At 45.6% G+C, this 17,295-nt stretch carries 15 protein-coding genes; 13 read left to right on the forward strand and 2 right to left on the reverse strand.

Annotated elements, in window-relative coordinates; genetic code table 11:
- Positions 1-446: 446 nt before the first annotated feature.
- The 6 genes from AC58U0_RS19240 (at position 447) to dgoD (ending at position 8,294) form a co-directional block, all read left to right on the forward strand.
- Entirely contained in the window at positions 447-1,790 is a 1,344-nt protein-coding gene (locus tag AC58U0_RS19240) for an ABC transporter substrate-binding protein (protein WP_497380583.1), read from the forward strand.
- 96 nt (positions 1,791-1,886) lie between these two features.
- A complete protein-coding gene (locus AC58U0_RS19245) occupies positions 1,887-2,771 on the forward strand; it encodes a carbohydrate ABC transporter permease (RefSeq protein WP_057304450.1) in 885 nt (294 codons plus the stop codon).
- Positions 2,768-3,583, forward strand: coding sequence for a carbohydrate ABC transporter permease (locus tag AC58U0_RS19250; protein WP_029196223.1), 816 nt, complete (start codon positions 2,768-2,770; stop codon positions 3,581-3,583). The genes AC58U0_RS19245 and AC58U0_RS19250 overlap by 4 nt, the downstream gene beginning before the upstream one ends.
- A 113-nt stretch (positions 3,584-3,696) precedes the next feature.
- Positions 3,697-5,451: a sensor histidine kinase gene (locus tag AC58U0_RS19255; protein WP_497380584.1), complete on the forward strand. Its 1,755-nt coding sequence runs from the start codon at positions 3,697-3,699 to the stop codon at positions 5,449-5,451.
- Entirely contained in the window at positions 5,448-7,064 is a 1,617-nt protein-coding gene (locus tag AC58U0_RS19260) for a response regulator (RefSeq protein WP_497380585.1), read from the forward strand. The genes AC58U0_RS19255 and AC58U0_RS19260 overlap by 4 nt, the downstream gene beginning before the upstream one ends.
- An 81-nt stretch (positions 7,065-7,145) precedes the next feature.
- On the forward strand, positions 7,146-8,294 hold the full coding sequence (gene dgoD, locus AC58U0_RS19265) for a galactonate dehydratase (RefSeq protein WP_497380587.1): 1,149 nt from the start codon (positions 7,146-7,148) through the stop codon (positions 8,292-8,294).
- Positions 8,295-8,579: 285 nt separating this feature from the next.
- Here dgoD and AC58U0_RS19270 read toward each other — a convergent pair whose 3' ends face one another.
- Both AC58U0_RS19270 and AC58U0_RS19275 read right to left on the reverse strand, forming a co-directional pair.
- Positions 8,580-8,993 carry a hypothetical protein gene (locus tag AC58U0_RS19270; protein ID WP_497380588.1) on the reverse strand — a complete coding sequence of 138 codons (414 nt, stop codon included), beginning with the start codon at positions 8,991-8,993 and terminating at the stop codon, positions 8,580-8,582.
- A gap of 63 nt (positions 8,994-9,056) precedes the next feature.
- Positions 9,057-9,473: a YtxH domain-containing protein gene (locus AC58U0_RS19275; RefSeq protein ID WP_497380589.1), complete on the reverse strand. Its 417-nt coding sequence runs from the start codon at positions 9,471-9,473 to the stop codon at positions 9,057-9,059.
- Between the two features lie 260 nt (positions 9,474-9,733).
- On the opposite strand from AC58U0_RS19275, the gene AC58U0_RS19280 reads away from it, so the two are divergent.
- The 7 genes from AC58U0_RS19280 to rsbW all read left to right on the forward strand — a co-directional run bounded on the left by AC58U0_RS19280 (position 9,734) and on the right by rsbW (position 17,017).
- Positions 9,734-10,867 carry a PP2C family protein-serine/threonine phosphatase gene (locus tag AC58U0_RS19280; protein WP_497380590.1) on the forward strand — a complete coding sequence of 378 codons (1,134 nt, stop codon included), beginning with the start codon at positions 9,734-9,736 and terminating at the stop codon, positions 10,865-10,867.
- Between the two features lie 177 nt (positions 10,868-11,044).
- Positions 11,045-12,949: a 1,4-alpha-glucan branching protein GlgB gene (gene glgB / locus AC58U0_RS19285; RefSeq protein ID WP_497380591.1), complete on the forward strand. Its 1,905-nt coding sequence runs from the start codon at positions 11,045-11,047 to the stop codon at positions 12,947-12,949.
- Between the two features lie 7 nt (positions 12,950-12,956).
- Complete coding sequence (locus tag AC58U0_RS19290; RefSeq protein WP_497380651.1) at positions 12,957-14,141, forward strand: glucose-1-phosphate adenylyltransferase; 1,185 nt, start codon at positions 12,957-12,959, stop codon at positions 14,139-14,141.
- A 103-nt stretch (positions 14,142-14,244) separates the two neighbouring features.
- The gene (gene glgD / locus AC58U0_RS19295) at positions 14,245-15,396 is read left to right on the forward strand and encodes a glucose-1-phosphate adenylyltransferase subunit GlgD (protein ID WP_497380592.1); all 1,152 of its coding nucleotides are present in this window, start codon (positions 14,245-14,247) and stop codon (positions 15,394-15,396) included.
- 28 nt (positions 15,397-15,424) lie between these two features.
- Positions 15,425-16,123 carry a hypothetical protein gene (locus AC58U0_RS19300; RefSeq protein WP_497380593.1) on the forward strand — a complete coding sequence of 233 codons (699 nt, stop codon included), beginning with the start codon at positions 15,425-15,427 and terminating at the stop codon, positions 16,121-16,123.
- 130 nt (positions 16,124-16,253) lie between these two features.
- Positions 16,254-16,586: an STAS domain-containing protein gene (locus AC58U0_RS19305; protein WP_497380594.1), complete on the forward strand. Its 333-nt coding sequence runs from the start codon at positions 16,254-16,256 to the stop codon at positions 16,584-16,586.
- Positions 16,583-17,017: an anti-sigma B factor RsbW gene (rsbW, locus tag AC58U0_RS19310; RefSeq protein ID WP_497380595.1), complete on the forward strand. Its 435-nt coding sequence runs from the start codon at positions 16,583-16,585 to the stop codon at positions 17,015-17,017. Before AC58U0_RS19305 ends, rsbW begins: the two co-directional genes overlap by 4 nt.
- Positions 17,018-17,295: the final 278 nt, after the last annotated feature.

The following is a 17,295-nucleotide window of genomic DNA, read 5'->3' on the forward strand; positions in this document are numbered from 1 at the left end:
CCGTTACATGCAGTAACAACCTTTTTTAGTGATTCCGAAGAAAAAGCCGCTCGAAATGAATGGGAGAATTCCAAAGCTTGCCTTGGGGGCAGCTTTTTTTTTATCTTTTCACAAAATATACCGCTTCCAGAGGAAGGTTGCCTTATGGTTAATAGAAGGTCGCTGCGCCACCCGAGCAGACGCTGATTTGGGCAGCAAATCATTTTTTATCTTGATGCAAAAAGTGCATCAAATTCAGCAAATGTGGTCGGATTAATCTAAGTTTGCAATGTACCATATTTAGGATGCAGCAAAAATCAGAAAGGGCGTGCAGTTATCTCCCCACCTTTTCCCTTCACATGTAGTTATGCATGTTTAATTTTCGTTATATAACGGACTATAAGAATCAAGTACTCTTAGATATGTAAGCACATACATTTCAGATTACCTGGGAGGTCACATATCAGATGAAAAAATCATTGAAACAATGGGTCGGTGTTGGCACGACAGTTATTATGGCAGCAACGGTTGTTGCAGGATGCGGGAGCACGCCGGAGGCGGCGAAACAACCAGCAGCTTCACCAGGAGCAACCGCAGCTAATGCAAAGCCTTTTGCAGGAAAGACGATCTCTTTGGTGGCAGCGAACCATCCTTGGGCTGAGGCGATCAAGCCTTTGCTTCCAGACTTCGAGAAGGAAACGGGCATCAAGGTCAACGTTGAGAGCTTCTTCGAGGATCAGCTGACACAAAAATTAACGGTACAATTTACATCCGGTTCTGCAACACCAGACGTTTTCATGTATCGTCCGCTTCAAGAGGGCAAATTATTCTATAAAAACGGTTGGCTTCAACCGCTCGATGATTACGCACAAAAAGCAAAGAACTATGACTTTGCCGACTTTGCTAAATCAGCAGTTGGCTCCACAACGGTAGATGCGAAGCTAGCTGGTATTCCGATTATCACGGAACAAGAAATTTTGTACTATCGCAAAGATTTGCTGCAAAAAGCCGGCATTGCTGTACCTAAAACTTTAGATGAACTGCAAGCTGCGGTGAAGAAGCTGCATGATCCTAAGAGCGAAATGTACGGCTTTGTGGCAAGGGGCCAACGTTCACCGCTAGTTACGCAAGTATCTTCCTACCTATATTCAGAAGGTGCTGACTTCACGAATGGCGATAAAGCGACGATTAACACGCCAGAAGCGATTAAAGCATTTACAACGTACGGCACGCTACTTAAAGATTATGCGCCTCCAGGCGTACTCAATATGTCTTGGCCGCAAGCTTTCGGTATTTTCGCTCAAGGGAAAGTTGCTTTCTTAACGGATGCAAACTCACTGTACCAGAATGCGATAGATCCAGCGAAGTCGCAAGTTGCCGATAAAGTTGGTTTTGCTGTTATGCCAGGCGGTAAAGCAGGTTCTAAGCCTTACAGTATTACGTCTTGGGGACTTGCGATGAATGCCAAATCGGGTAACAAAGATGCGACTTGGGCATTCATTGAATGGGCAACAAGCAAAGATATCGTGATGAAAACGCAGCAAAAAGGGAACCCAGGCGCTCGTACATCGGTATGGGATAAGCCAGAAGGTACGACAGGCTTCCCAGCTGATCTTGTTCCTATCATTAAAGAAAGCTCCAAAAACGGTGTTGACCACGACCGTCCGACGGTAATTAGTGTGGGTGAAGCTCGTGATGCCGTTGGTGAAATCGTACAAAAATTAATGACCGGTGAAACGAACATTCAGCCGGTAGCAGACAAAGCGAATGCAGCTTTGCAAGCGATTATGGATAAAGATAAAACGAAATAAATACAGCGTGAAAGCAACAAAATGAGGGTCATCTCAAGTGGCCCTCTTCACCCTTTGCATAAGGGTACAATTTCATCAGGAAGGGTGAATGAAGTCATGCAATACAGTTGGTTTAACCGCAATCTCAAATGGATTTATACGCTTCCGGCGGTCATCTTCGTCTTGTTGATGATGTTGTTTCCAATCATCTATACATTCCGAATTAGCTTCTATGAGTGGAGCATGTCCGCAACAACTCCGCCACTCTTTGTAGGGTTGTCAAATTATATCGCCTTATTCAAAGATGAGCGCTTTTGGCATGCAACAGGATCAACGTTCTACTTCACGATCATGGCCCTTGGGCTTGAAATTATTCTGGGGATCGCGATTGCCCTGCTGCTGTCGAGGGAATTCAAAGGCAAAAACCTCGTAAAAACGGTATTCCTGCTGCCCATGGTAGCAACACCGGTAGCTATGGGCTTGGTGTGGATGCTCATCTATGAGCCGACCATCGGGATAGCGAATATGATGCTCAAATCGATGGGCTTAAAGCCCTTATTATGGCTAGCTTCACCTAATCAGGTTATACCTTCCCTTGTTATTGTAGATGTCTGGCAATGGACACCGATGATTGCTCTCATTATTATGGCAGGCTTAGCTACACTGCCAACGGATCCTTATGAGGCAGCAGATGTGGACGGAGCAACGGCATGGCGAAAATTCGTTTCCATTACACTGCCCTTGCTGAAACCAACGATCATCGTAGCGGCGATGCTGCGCTTAATCGATGTGCTCAAGACGTTTGATATTATTTATGCGACAACACAAGGCGGACCGAATTTTGCTTCAGAAACATTGAACTTGTACGGATATGTGCTCGGTTTCCAATACTTTAAGCTAGGTATGGCTTCATCGTTACTTGTAATCTTCTTTGCTCTGGTGATGGGACTGACTTTATTTATGATATGGATGCGCAAACGATTGGAGGGAACCTCATCATGAAGCCAAAGAAGGGCTTAAAATTTATACTAACGCTGCTAACGTTCCTAGTCCTAATCGCCTTTGGTTTTCCATTTATCTGGATGTTATTGGCTTCTTTTAAGACACAATCACAGATTTTATCGACGGGCAATATCTTCTTTTTCAAACCGACTTTTCATAACTATGTCAGTGTATTCAAAGAGTACAATTTCCTGAAGTTTATTTGGAATAGTTTCCTTGTTGCAGCTGGTTCAACGCTTTTGTCACTTATCCTAGGTCTTCCTGCAGCATATGCCATTGCAAGACATCACCTTCACAAGCTGGGGCTTCTCATCTTAGTTGCGAGAATTATTCCGGGAATCACATTCTTGATTCCTTGGTTCATCCTGTTCTCCAAGATCCATTTGGTAGACACGTATACAGCGTTAATTCTTAGTCATATGCTCGTTGGATTACCGTTTATTATTTGGATTATGATTTCCTTTTTTGAGGCGCTTCCTACGGAAATTGAAGAATCTGGTCTTATCGATGGATGTACGCATCATCAAGTGTTTCTACGCATTATTTTGCCTATCTCAGGGCCAGGTGTCATCACTGCATCGCTGCTCTCCTTCATATTTTCGTGGAACAATTTTATGTTCTCCGTTATTTTGGCAGGGGACAAAACAAAAACATTGCCGATCGCTGTGTTTAACTTTATGTCCTATTCCGAAATCAACTGGGGCGCGTTGATGGCTGCGGCCTGCATCATTACACTTCCAGTTCTGATCATTGCTTTAGTGTCCCAACGCTATGTGGTAAGCGGACTTTCTGCTGGTGCAGTTAAAGGCTAATAACGAAGACATAACGATACGAGGGTAGTCGTCGCCTTTTCTTTGGATGACTTCTCTCGTATAGTTAACTCTAAGTTAGAAAGCTTAGCAGAAGCATGGAAGGTGAATCCAGCGTGCCGTATAAACTTAATATTTTCAGCAAAATTCTCATCCTATTGATCCTACTTCTTATCCCTATCGTGCTGCTCTACAGCTATACGAATCGGATAACGAATAACGTTGTTCAAGACCAGATTCAGTCATCGAATTTAAATCAGCTGTCTTTCTTCATGCATCAACTGGATGTGGACGTGGAGCGATTAGCAATGTCACCGGTCATTCTCGGCAGCGATCCTTACATAAGGGAGTTTATCGACAGGAATGAGTCGCCCGATTATGACATGCTGAAAGAACAGTCGCGTATTATACAAAAGCTTAGCCTCCAAAGTGTCTCCAGCGGATGGGTGAATGAACTGACTATTGCCATTCCACATGGGAAGCAAGTGTTATCTTCCAGTATTTTTGTGAATGGGACGGATGCTTGGCCTTGGGACAGCCCGATTAAGCGAACATGGACGTATGAGGAACGCAAGGGCGACAATGGGATAGGGTCGTTCGTTAGGGAAATCAGTGAGCCGATTCGTGCCCAAATTGCCAGTCAAGCTAATGTGCTGTATCAAGTAAGGTTCAGCGTGCAGAATATGATTCAACTGTTGGATGTGTACAAGCAAGATAAACGAAGCGATCCTTTTTTAATTGATGGACAGAATAGGGCGATTTTCAACAGCTCGTCTGATCCGTCGATTACGCATACAATCCATGAAAGATTGGCTGGTCAAGGCTTACCGCTTACCGGCCAAGTTCAATTTGATATCGCGAATCAGCAATATTTGATCAGCATTGTCAAATCGGAACAGTTGGATTGGTACTTGGTTGATTATGTACCTGTGCAGAAGATACTTTCTCCTATTACGATGACGCGTAAATTGTTTTACGTTTCTATTGGTCTGCTGCTTGTGATGAGTATTCTGGCTTCTTTCTTGTTATATCGCAACGTGCAAATTCCGATTGGCAAGATGATTCAAAGTGTACAGCAAGTGAAGCGAGGCGATTTATCGGCTCGGATCGCGTATAGAGCCAAAAATGAATTTGATTTCCTCATCCAGCGATTTAATGAGATGGCCGAGCAAATTCAAGTGCTTGTAGAGGATGTTTATGCGGAGAAAATACGTTCACGTGAAGCGACTTTGAAGCAGCTGCAATCGCAGATTCACCCGCATTTTCTGTATAATTCCTTGTTCTTCATTATCAATTCAGCAGAGATGGAAGACAAAGAATCGGTCGTAGCGATGTCGCAAAATTTAGCTGAGTTTTACCGTTACACCACTAGAGTGGAAAAACAAAGCGTACGGTTGCGAGAAGAACTGGATTTGGTAGGCCATTATTTAACGATTCAGAATCTCCGTATACACCGGTTAAAATACGAGATATCTGTGCCGGAAGAGATGCTCAGCGAATGGGTTCCCCGACTTATTTTACAGCCGTTAGTAGAGAATGCCATTGTCCATGGGATTGAGCGCAGCGCAGAAGGTGATCGAATTACGATTACCGGTGAGCAAAAAGACGGCTGGAACCGACTGATTGTTGAGGATAACGGCGGAGGGTTGGATGAAGCGGGATTAGATAAGCTGCTAAAACAGCTGGAGGCTCCAATGTCCGATGAGATTGGCTGTGGAACATGGAATGTCCACCACCGTTTGTATTATCAATTCGGGGAAGGCTCCGGACTTACTTTTGAGCGATTAATTAACGGCGGTTTAAGGGCAGTGCTGACTTGGAAACATAATTCGCAGGAGAGTGATCTAGCCACAGAGGTGATAAAACGATGATTCAACTGTTGATTGTCGATGACGAAGCGCATGTCGTGGATCGGCTTCAGTCTACGATTGACTGGGCATCTATTGGGATTGAGCAGGTTTTTAAGGCTTATTCGGGTAAAGAAGCGCTGGAGCTGCTCGAGCAAATGTCGATTGATATCGTGATTACGGACATTCAGATGCCAGGGATCTCCGGCTTACAATTAATTGCCGAGATCAACCGTCGTTGGGCGAAGACCAAGTGTATTCTTTTGTCCGGGTACTCCGATTTCAACTATGCCAAAGAAGCGATTCTACAGGGCTCGGAGGATTATTTGCTGAAGCCTGTCACTGAACAAGCTCTACTGGCTACTGTCAGCCGTGTGATGGAGAAGCTGCAGAAGGAATGGGAGGCCGTCATCTCTACGCAGCGTCTTACGTATACATTCAAGGAAAACCTCCCTTTACTTCGAGGGAACTTATTAAATGATTTACTTCAAGGGCACAAAATATCGGAGCAGTCACTTCGAGAAAAAATGCAGATTCTGGAGCTCCCTGATTATCATGAGCATGCATGCGTATTGATGATGGTTCGGTTGGAATCGAATTTCCTGGAATATGATACCGGTCATTTATCGTTAATGGAATATGCGATTAGTAATATGGCCCACGAACTATTTTCTGAAAAATTCGATAGCTGGCATACGAAGGACGCTCACGATTATTTGGTATTTGTGATGAAGCATAAGCAGGAAACACCTGACAAGGAAGATGCTGCTTGGCTGGAACGTACGGCTTCTGTGCTTCAATCGGCCGTGAAGAATTATTTGAAAGGCAAGATATCCATCCTCCTGAGCAGTTGGGGCGAGTTCCCGACCGAAATCAATGCGCTCTACAATAGCTCGCTTAGTGCCTTTCGCAAACGCATCGGGAGTGAGCACGAGCTGTTCATGCGGCTTGGTGATGAATTTGTTCAGGCCGAACTGTCAGCCCTGCAAAGGCTATATGAACCGCCAACGCTCAATCATTTGCTGGAAGCAGCAAGATGGGAAGATACGGAGGAGAAGCTGTCTCGTATTTTTGATGAAATGGAAGTCAGATTTTCCGAATCTCAGGAACATCTATTAGAGGTTTATTTCTCGATCGCATCCGCTTTTGCTTACATTGCACATAAGAATGGCAGGCAGCTGCATCAGCTCATTGGCGGTGATTATGACCGGATGATGGAAGGTATACCGTTTCGTACGGTGAACCAGCTGCGCGAATGGTCGATCCGTTCTTTGAGGCGCATGAAGGAAGATATGGATCAAGAAAGGCAAGATAGCCGTGCAACGCTGATCAAGGATATCCGGTCTTTCATCGATCAGCATCTGGCTAGCGACGTCTCCTTACAATCGATTGCCGATCATGTGTACATGCATCCGGTGTATGTATCGAAGATCTACAAACTTGAAACGGGTGAAAATTTAAGCGACTACGTCAATCATGCACGTATGGATAAAGCCGCTTATTTGCTGAAGAATGGTCAGGATAAGATTTATGAAATCGCGACACAGCTTGGCTATCAACGTCCACATTCCTTTAACCATGCGTTCAAGAAGCATTATGGCATGACTCCGCAAGAGTACCGAGATCAATATTCGTAGAGAACAAATTAACCGCTGACGGGTGAGAGGAGTTTGGTCTTGCCCAGCGAATTCAACATGGGATAGAGGAGGACGATGATCATGAAAATTACGAAATTGGAACTGTTTAAGGTGCCGCCAAGATGGTTATTTCTGAAAATCGAAACGGATGAAGGCATTACGGGTTGGGGAGAGCCAGTTGTAGAGGGCAAGGCGGATACCGTTGCAGCCGCGGTGATGGAAATGAGCGATCATATCATTGGCAGGGATCCGATGCGGATCGAGGATATGTTCCAAATGCTGTACCGCGGCGGCTTCTACCGCGGAGGACCGATCTTAACCAGCGCAATCTCAGGCATTGAGCAAGCGCTCTGGGACATTAAGGGCAAATTCTACAATGCGCCCGTCTATGATCTGCTTGGCGGCGCTTGCCGCGACAAGACGCGTGTCTATTCGTGGATCGGCGGGGACCGCCCGAGCGACGTAGGTCAAGCGGCCAAACAACAGGTCGCAGCTGGATTTACAGCGGTGAAAATGAACGCCACCGAGGAAATGCACTACATCGACTCCATCAGCAAAGTCGATGAAGCTATTGCGCGTATTGCCGCGGTACGCGAAGCCGTCGGCAAAGACGTGGGCATCGGCATCGATTTCCACGGCCGCGTCCACAAGTCGATGGCCAAAATCATCGTCAAGGAACTAGAGCCGTACCGGCCAATGTTCATTGAAGAGCCTGTTTTGCCTGAAAATAATGAAGCGCTTAAAGAGATCGCTCGCTACACCTCGTGTCCGATTGCGACTGGTGAGCGGATGTACACGCGCTGGGGCTTCAAAGAGCTGCTGGCCCAAGGCATCGTGGACATTATCCAACCCGATCTTTCCCATGCTGGAGGCATCTTGGAAACACGCAAAATCGCCGCGATGGCGGAAGCTTACGATATTGCGATTGCGCCGCACTGTCCGTTAGGCCCTATTGCTTTGGCAGCTTGCCTACAGCTGGATACGTGCTCTCCGAATGCCTTCATTCAGGAGCAGAGTCTCGGCATTCACTATAATCAAGGCAGTGATTTGCTCGATTATTTGAAAGATCCTTCTGTGTTTAAGTATGAAGAGGGCTTCGTAGCCAATCTAACTGCGCCTGGTCTTGGCATCGAGATCAATGAAGATAAAGTAAGAGAGATGGCAGCTATTGGTCATAATTGGAAAAATCCCGTTTGGCGTCAAGCTGATGGTACCGTAGCCGAGTGGTAAATGAAATAGCAGGAAAGAGCAAGAAAGAGCAAAAAAGAGCCTCAACTCCATTTTCATGGAATTGAGGCTCTTTTTTTGTTTTTGTGTAGGAATTTAACAGGTTGAGGGCGCTTAATCTGCATGGACGCGCGGGATGATCTGTCTGAGAAGTCGATTTCCGACTTCTCAGAGTCAGTTAGCGGTCTTCGGCTCGCATAGCTTCGGCTGTAAGCGCGGAAAACGCGCTTATTTGCTCTGGCGCTCCAGATTAAGCGCGTTTTCCGCGCTCTTTCGTTTATCCTTTAGTTACTGAATCGGATCAGGAATCATATTCTTTTCCAGCAGTTCGCTATTGGTCTTCATATATTTCATTTCATTACCCAGCTTCTTCATTTCATCCATATCCTGTGCCATGGAGCCATTGTTGGCTTCTGCCAAGGTTTTGCTCGCTGAACCGTTACAGATCCGCTCTAATTCAATTAGTTTGTCCAACGCCGTCCGGCGAACTTGCAGAGGAACGAATTCGTTCTCTTGAAAGTCGGCTTCATGGAAATGAACGGTTGTATTCCCATGCTCAGAGGTGTATGTGGTTAATGTAAGCGGATAGGCGGCTGATGTGGCATCGTGATAAATATCGAATTTATAGACCGATTTCTCTGTGTATTCGATACGATCTAACCCCAAATCGGTTAACTGTTGATGCAGAGTGCTTTTATCCATTGTAATTCCTCCATTCAAGCATACGACCAATCGTACGAAGTCCTTACGAATCTATGTGATACCTTAATGTTGATTGTTTTGGTAATTCGTTTTGGCCTGCAAAGATTCAGCTACAAGCTGTTTGCTTTCTTTGGCCTTATCAGCGGCTTCTGAAGCTTGATGGCTAACGGAGTTCGCCATATCCTTTGTTTTCTCACTGACGGCTGAAGCAACTTCCTGAGTCTTCTCACTAACAGCTGATGCGATATCCTGTGTTTTGTCGCTTACGGTCGAGACAATATCCTGTGTTTTCTGACCTACAGCGGAAGCTAATTGGCTTGTTTTATCATTGAATGTGCGATACGTATTCGACAGGTCTTCACGCAGCTCCGACCCGGCTTTAGGGGCTAATAACAATGAGGTTATCGCGCCAACAGCGCCGCCGATTACTAAACCTAACAATAGTCCGCCTTTGTTATTTGTTCCGACTGCTTCACTCATGAGTCATCTCTCCTTTAGTTTGGGTGTTGTGGTGTTGCCATGCTTCATACTAGGATGTAACCTTCTTTCTTTCATTTGAAACACCAAAAGCTCCTTTTTATTTCCGTTTCATTATATAAGCAAGGTGGCCAAGCATCTTAGTGATTGAATTTTTTTCAAATGGGTAGTAGATAAAATAAACGATCAACATGTTTGAGAATAAATTATGGTAAACTACGTTGAGGGTTTCCGTAAACTTTTACCCGAAAGGGGTTTGAGCAATGAGTATTGTCATAGTAGACGATAACGCGACAAATTTACTTATTATTGAAAAAATCCTGCTGAAAGCCGGTTACACCGATTTAGTCATGGTGTCCTCTGCCCGAGAGCTGTATCAATTATTAGATATGGATTCACCAAGCACGGTTGAAGTGCCGGTTGATTTGATTCTCATGGATATGATGATGCCGGAAATTGATGGGGTGGAAGCTTGTCGAACAGTTCAAGCCGACGAAAGGTTCCGGGATATTCCGATTATTTTCGTGACGGCGATGGGGGATTCCAATAAGCTGGCTGAAGCATTGGATGCCGGGGCACTCGATTATGTGATGAAGCCGATTAATAAGGTGGAGCTGCTTGCGCGTATTCGTTCTACGCTCCGCTTGAAATATGAGAAGGATTGGCACAAAGAGCGGGACAAGCGGATTAAGTATGAGCTTGATTTGGCCAAACAAGTACAGCTTAGTGTACTGAGCAGCCCCATTAAGGATGAGCATATTCAGATTTCAGCAGTCTATAAACCCTCTTCTGAGCTCGCGGGTGACTTCTATGCCTGGTATCCGATTGGACCGAATCGGCATGGGATTATTTTGCTGGATATGATGGGACACGGCATTTCGTCTTCGCTTGTCTGCATGTACATTTATTCGGCTTTGAAGGATACCATCACGAACATTTGTGATCCGGAAGGCGTGATGCGTGAGCTGAACGGACGGATGAATCAGCTACATCAATCAGATAATCTGATTAATTATTATTTTACGGCGATTTATATGGTTTTGGACACGGAACAGCGCACGATTGAGTATGTGAATGCCGGACATCCCGCTGGCATCGCCCTTCTGGATGGTGAAGTGAAATTGCTGACAGAAGGATGTTGTGCACTCGGCTTTTTTGAGGGGATTGAGATTACCAAAGGTGTGATCCCCTATGAGAAGGAAGCCCGGATTGTCTTGTTCACAGACGGCCTGTCGGAGTGGCTCGATGATGAACAGGAGGACGGCATCACCAAAATCATGGGAAGCTTGAAGGAGACGACGACGCACGATCCCGATGGCTTGGTTGAGCGTATTTATCCTTATGTCAAAACAGGTTCTCCGCAAGACGATATGTGCTTGGTTATGATTACGACGTAGTCGTTAGCGATGAAAAACATCGTCTCAGCCAGGAGATAGGCGACGAGTAGGTTTATAGCAGTAACGAACGCACAAGTTTTATCCCAAATGGCGAATAAAACTTGTGCGTTTTTTGTTTCAATAGACCCGAAGGCGTGTAATAAGAAGTATCAGTCCAACACGTTGGGAGGAATTGGGATGACGACATTGGCATCGGAAGCCAGTTCAGACGCTTTATATTTGTTACATGAAGGTACACAGTATCAAAGTTACCATTTTCTGGGTTCCCATGTGGAAGAGCGCAGTGGTCAGATGGGGGTTAACTTTGCAGTTTGGGCGCCAAATGCCAAGCAGGTTAACGTTTCAGGCAGCTTCAATGGATGGAATGGCAGCAATCACCAGATGTCGTTAGCAGATGGCGTATGGACGCTGTTCATTCCGGAACTCGGTGAAGGCACGCTATATAAATATGAAATCGTCACTTTGGACGATGAATGCTATCTAAAGTCAGATCCTTATGCGTTTCATTCCGAGCTTCGACCCGGAACCGCTTCGATTGTTACCTCATTGGAAGGTTATGAATGGCGGGACGAGGATTGGCTGACGAATAACACGTCAAATCAATTTCTACAACAGCCGCTCCTTATCTACGAGGTGCATTTGGGCAGTTGGAAGCGCAAGGATGACGGCGGATTCTACAGTTATGTGGAATTAGCTGACGAGCTGGTCGATTATGTACACGAACGCGGCTATACGCATATTGAGCTGATGCCGTTAGAGGAACATCCTTTGGATGCGTCTTGGGGCTATCAGGTAACCAGCTATTTCTCAGTGACTAGTCGTTTTGGATCGCCGAAGGACTTCATGTACTTCGTAGACCGCTGCCACCAGAAGGGGATTGGCGTCATTATGGATTGGGTGCCCGCACATTTCTGCAAAGATGCTCACGGCTTGACCCGATTCGATGGGACACCGCTTTATGAATATGCAGACAGCCGAAAGGGTGAACATCCTACTTGGGGGACACAGGTATTCGATTATGCGAAACCGGAGGTTCTTAGTTTCTTAATCTCCAATGCCCTATTTTGGATGGATGTTTATCATATTGATGGGTTAAGAGTGGATGCGGTTTATAGCATATTATCGCTGAATTTTGATCGAGAAGAAGAGGACCGTATTGTGAATGAACAGGGCGGCGATGAGAATCTCGAAGGCATTGCCTTCCTCCAGAAATTGAATGCCGTCGTATTCTCTAGGTATCCCAATGCTCTGATGATGGCGGAGGATACGAGCTCTTATCCAGGCGTAACTGCTCCCGTCGAGAATGGCGGACTAGGCTTTAATTACAAATGGAACTTAGGCTTTACGTGGAACACACTTGAGTATATGAAGAAAAATCAGGAAGAACGCAGCAGTCAGGAAGATCAATTGACGAATTCGCTGCTAAAGGCTTGGGATGAGAATTATATTCTCCCCTATGCGCATGATGAAGTGGTTCATTCCAGCAAATCCCTTCTCGGTAAAATGTCAGGTGACGACAACTGGCAGCGTTTCGCTAATTTGCGAGTGCTGTACGCCTATATGATGGGACATCCGGGCAAAAAGCTGCTTTTTATGGGGAATGAATTCGGTCAGATCGATGATTGGAATTCGGAAGCTTCGCTGGAATGGGAGTTAATGAAATTCGAAGAACATCAGCAATTTGAGCATTTTGTGAGAACGATGAATCACTTCTACATAGCGGAGAGAGCCTTATGGGAGTTGGATTATGACCCGAGCGGCTTCGAACCGATTAACGCGGAGGATAAAAGCGATGGTCTGGTGACTTTCATTCGGAACTCGGAAAATGGCGATGAACAGCTCATCATCCTCTGTAATTTCAAGCCTGAGGCTCATGAGGGGTATCGACTAGGGGTGATGAGGCCCGGGCGTTATCAGGAGGTTTTTAATAGCGATAAGCAAGAATTCGGCGGATCCGGCGTGACGAACGACAGTACGCTAGTCTCTGAAGAGTGGACATGCCAAGATTGTCCACACAGCATAACGGTATCAATACCTCCCCTTGCAGCAATCGTAATTAAATATATTCCAAAGGAAGGATGAGATGACTATGAAAAAACAGGAATGTGTAGCCATGCTATTAGCTGGCGGTCAAGGTACTAGATTGGGTCCTTTAACTAAAAATATCGCTAAACCAGCTGTTCATTTTGGCGGAAAATATAGAATCATCGACTTTACCTTGAGCAATTGCCGTAATTCTGGGATTGATACAGTTGGTGTGCTCACGCAGTACAAACCTGCTGTTTTGCATACTCATATTGGCAATGGGGAAGCCTGGGACATGGCGAGCGAAAGCGGCGGTATCTCCATTCTGGAAAGGCAGGTTGGCGCGCCTGATGCTTATTCGGGGACAGCGGATGCCATTTATCAAAATATATCCTACCTTCGTTCGTATGATCCAAGCTACGTGTTAATTATTTCTGGCGATCATATTTATAATATGGATTACAGAGCTATGCTCGAGCATCATAAAGCTTCTGGAGCTGATGCAACGCTTTCGGTTATTCCAGTGAGATGGGAAGAGGCAAGCCGGTTCGGCATTATGAATACGGACGAGCATCACCGGATTACCGGATTTGCTGAGAAACCGCTCAAACCTGTTAGCAATCTGGCTTCCATGGGCGTGTATATATTTAATTGGAAAGTGTTGAAGGCATGCCTCGAACAAGATGCGAAAGATATGACGTCTAGTCATGATTTTGGTCATGATATTATTCCTGGACTGCTGGCGGCAGGGGCCCATTTATCCGCTTATCCTTTTGAAGGGTATTGGAAAGATGTCGGTACGATTGAAAGCCTATGGGAATCCCATATGGATTTACTTGGTTATACGCCAAGGCTGCAATTGGATCACGATACATGGCCTGTGCTAACCCAAGAGCGTGATCTTCCGAAAAGCCATGTCTCACTAAGTGCCAGAGTGAACAATGCGGTGATAGGAGACGGCGCAGCCATTCATGGTAATGTAAGTCATTCTGTTCTATTTGATGGCGTTAGGGTTGGAGAAAATAGTAGAGTCCTGAACAGTGTCATCATGCCGGGTGTTCAGATTGGAAAAAATGCACTTATTCTTAATGCCGTTATTGGAGAAGGATCTATTATTAAAGATGGAGCTATTGTAGGTAAGCCAGGAGGTACAGAGATTACTGCCGTAGGTGAGAAAACAGTGGTAGGACGCCATTATCCAGCTGTGATACCTGCTAAGCTGACGGATACGAGGCTGAATTTCGGTTAATCGAGGTAGTAAATGCTTACGAAGCTAGTTTTGCTAACGCAAAACTCAGTTAATGCTTACGATGCAAGTCTTGCTAACGCAAAACTTCGAGGAGGAGTGTATGATGAAAAATGTTCTTGGCATGATCAATCTCATGAATGAACAGGATGATTTATCAACGCTTACACGCAATCGTTGTGTCGCTGCTGTGCCTTTTGCCGGTCGGTATCGACTGGTCGATTTCGCGCTTTCCAATATGAGCAATTCGGGCATTCAGAAAGTCGTCGTTCTGGCCAATTCGAAGGCGGATTCGCTGCTTGAACATGTGGGTGACGGGCATCACTGGGGTTTAGATGCTTCGGAAGAAGGAGGGGTCTCTATTCTCCCGCCTTTCTCCCTATGGATTGATCCTGCGAGTGATACGCGAACTGTCGGCCATGGCGACCTCCTACATTTGTACAGTCATCTCGATTACCTAAAGTCATGCACTGAAACCTATATTTTGCTTGCGCCTAGCAGCGTTATTTATCGCTCTAATTTTGAAAATATGGTCGACTATCACCTCAGCAGCGGTGCGGAAATTACGGTTCTTTTTAAACATTTGACAGAGATTGACCGTCATGCTCATATTGGTCACGCTTACAACTTGGAGATGAATGATCAAGGCCGCGTGATCAGCGCCTCTCCCACCTATCATGCTCTGCCGTGCTTAACACCGCAGAATATCGATTTGGACACAATGGTTATGGAGCGGAAACTACTAATTGATCTCATTGAGAGAAGCTTGAGGCACGGGAGCGAGATCTATCTGAAAGAGGTTATCTGGGCTCATCTCGCAGATATTCATGTACAAGGCTATGCCAATCATGGGTATATGGCGATTATGGATTCCGTAGACAGTTACTATGTGCACAGTATGGATCTCCTGCAACCGCAAGGCTGGCGGCAATTCATGATTAATCAAGAGTTTGTCTATACGCGGAAAGAGGAAGAACAAGAAACGGCTTGTAACCATGACGCGCTGATCCGCAATTCGTTCGTCGCTCATGGCTGCCGGATTGAAGGCTATGTGGAGAACAGTATCTTGTTTCCAGGTGTGACCGTCAGTAAAGGCGCCAGTGTTAAGAATAGTGTCATCATGCATGATTGTGCAATTGAAGCGAGCGTGTATTTGGACCGTGTTATTTTGGACAAGCAGGTCGTAGTAGAGCAAGGGGCCGTGTTATGCGGTCAGTACGCACATCCGTTTGTGGCGGAGAAAAGTGAAGTGATCTAATCCAAAGGTGAGAGTAGGAGGATCGGTTATGAACGTAATGTTACGTGGTAAAGGTGCGAAGCTGCTAACACACATGACGGGCTACCGCACCCGTGTCTATAAGCTAGCTATGTTCTTTCTAGTCGTAATGCTAGCGATGATTATCGTCAGGTGGACAACTTCTGAACAAATCGGTGAACCAGAGATCATCCTTACACCGGGGATCATCACTCTGAATCCGGAAGGATCCGATAACACTTTCCTACCCGTTCTGCCGCCTACTCTTGCCGCTGTCCAAGCGGAATCGATCAGTAATAGTAGTGATAGTAGTGCTAGTTTGCAGGCAGCAGATGCTAACTCATTGGTCCCGACACTTCATAGCCTAGAGGGAATCTCACTTAATGATGATACAGAGTCAGTCATTGCCAAGAAAGGGAACCCGCTAACGTTTGTCCAGGATCCCCAATTTGTAGAAGCCTTTACGTATGAATACCCAGATATGAATATTGGTTTCGAAGATGGTATCGTGACATTTGTTCAAATTCCAGCCAAGGTGGGGCACGTTCAAATCAATGATCAACGGATTCCGTTGACGATAACCGACGTGAAGCGGCTGCTAGGAGAACCCGATTATGTGGCGGAAGATGGAATCGTCTTTCAGCGGAGGGAAGGACTAATTAAGCTTTTTATTGAATCGGAAACACAAGAATTGATATCCATCGATTATTATCATCTTTCAAGCACCTAATGTCTGCAGCTGGCCTCTATGGTCAGCTTGAAGGCATGTGCGGGAGATCTTCCTATTTTAGGCAAAGCTTGTATAAAAGGTAGAGGCTTGTTACTATTTAGAGAAAGAATAACGCAAGGGAGTGTGGCTAATGTCAGCAGAGAAGTTCCAAGTTGATCAAGAAGAATTGGAGAAATCTATACAGCTTCATATCAGTGGGGAGCTCGATTTGGCTGCGGCCTTAACGTTTCGGCATGCGCTCGAAGCAGTTGTACATCGGGCGGATAAGGCGTTAATCCTCGATGTGGGGCAGTTGCGGTATATTGATAGCACAGGGATCGGTATTGTGGTCTCAGCCTTGAAAATTCGGGATGAGCTGAAAGCTCCGTTCACGGTCCGCAATATCCCGGCCGGCATCAAACGGCTGTTTGATCTTACGGGAATCTCAGGATTCCTGAACGAAGGGATCGAAGGAAGCGCATGAATGTCATTCGTTTACAAATACCCGCAGCAGCGGAATACTTGGATATCGTAAGACTCAGTCTGTATGGGGTTGCTACCAAGTTAGGTTTCTCTTATGAAGATATCGAGGACATGAAGGTAGCGGTGTCGGAGGCTTGCAACAATGCTGTACTTCACGGGGAACCGCAGAGTGGCAGTGGGCAAATCGAAATTAGCTATGAGCCCGGAGACGACAGATTGACAGTGAAAGTGAAAGATGATGGCACAGGCTTTAATTATCAAGAACGCGACGAGCATACGGTGCCTTTGTCCGGGGCATCGCCCAGCGAGTTACAGTCTGGAGGCCTTGGCATTTATCTCATGCAAGCGCTGATGGATGAGGTTATCGTGAACACAGACGGGGGAACCGAAGTCACGCTCGTCAAATATGTCCAAAACAAAACCACGGATTGACGGGGAAACCGCCAGTCCGTGGTTTTTTGCTGATTAGAGTTAAGCAGAGCTTGCTCCTATTAAGGATGGTTAGTTAGGGATTTTGCTAAGCTAAGTGAGATTGTGGATACATCATCTTCGGTAAGCCTGTGTTTTTCTAGATTTTTGTTTTCTGGTTCTTGGAAATTGGATTATTAGCAAGGCAAGTTGTAAAACGTACAACAATTTCCTTGATTTCTTATTAAAAAGCTAAGGATGTTGTATGCTATACAACAATTTAGCCCTTTTGTAGGCTATAG

Source organism: Paenibacillus sp. J31P190 (assembly GCF_059692075.1).

Excerpts from the sequence above, each read along its gene's own strand:
- AC58U0_RS19240 (WP_497380583.1), top strand. The coding sequence starts at position 447 with ATGAAAAAATCATTGAAACAATGGGTCGGTGTTGGCACGACAGTTATT.
- AC58U0_RS19245 (WP_057304450.1), top strand. The coding sequence starts at position 1,887 with ATGCAATACAGTTGGTTTAACCGCAATCTCAAATGGATTTATACGCTT.
- AC58U0_RS19250 (WP_029196223.1), top strand. The coding sequence starts at position 2,768 with ATGAAGCCAAAGAAGGGCTTAAAATTTATACTAACGCTGCTAACGTTC.
- AC58U0_RS19260 (WP_497380585.1), top strand. The coding sequence starts at position 5,448 with ATGATTCAACTGTTGATTGTCGATGACGAAGCGCATGTCGTGGATCGG.
- dgoD (WP_497380587.1), top strand. The coding sequence starts at position 7,146 with ATGAAAATTACGAAATTGGAACTGTTTAAGGTGCCGCCAAGATGGTTA.
- AC58U0_RS19270 (WP_497380588.1), bottom strand. The coding sequence starts at position 8,993 with ATGGATAAAAGCACTCTGCATCAACAGTTAACCGATTTGGGGTTAGAT.
- AC58U0_RS19275 (WP_497380589.1), bottom strand. The coding sequence starts at position 9,473 with ATGAGTGAAGCAGTCGGAACAAATAACAAAGGCGGACTATTGTTAGGT.
- AC58U0_RS19280 (WP_497380590.1), top strand. The coding sequence starts at position 9,734 with ATGAGTATTGTCATAGTAGACGATAACGCGACAAATTTACTTATTATT.
- glgB (WP_497380591.1), top strand. The coding sequence starts at position 11,045 with ATGACGACATTGGCATCGGAAGCCAGTTCAGACGCTTTATATTTGTTA.
- AC58U0_RS19290 (WP_497380651.1), top strand. The coding sequence starts at position 12,957 with ATGAAAAAACAGGAATGTGTAGCCATGCTATTAGCTGGCGGTCAAGGT.
- glgD (WP_497380592.1), top strand. The coding sequence starts at position 14,245 with ATGAAAAATGTTCTTGGCATGATCAATCTCATGAATGAACAGGATGAT.
- AC58U0_RS19300 (WP_497380593.1), top strand. The coding sequence starts at position 15,425 with ATGAACGTAATGTTACGTGGTAAAGGTGCGAAGCTGCTAACACACATG.
- AC58U0_RS19305 (WP_497380594.1), top strand. The coding sequence starts at position 16,254 with ATGTCAGCAGAGAAGTTCCAAGTTGATCAAGAAGAATTGGAGAAATCT.
- rsbW (WP_497380595.1), top strand. The coding sequence starts at position 16,583 with ATGAATGTCATTCGTTTACAAATACCCGCAGCAGCGGAATACTTGGAT.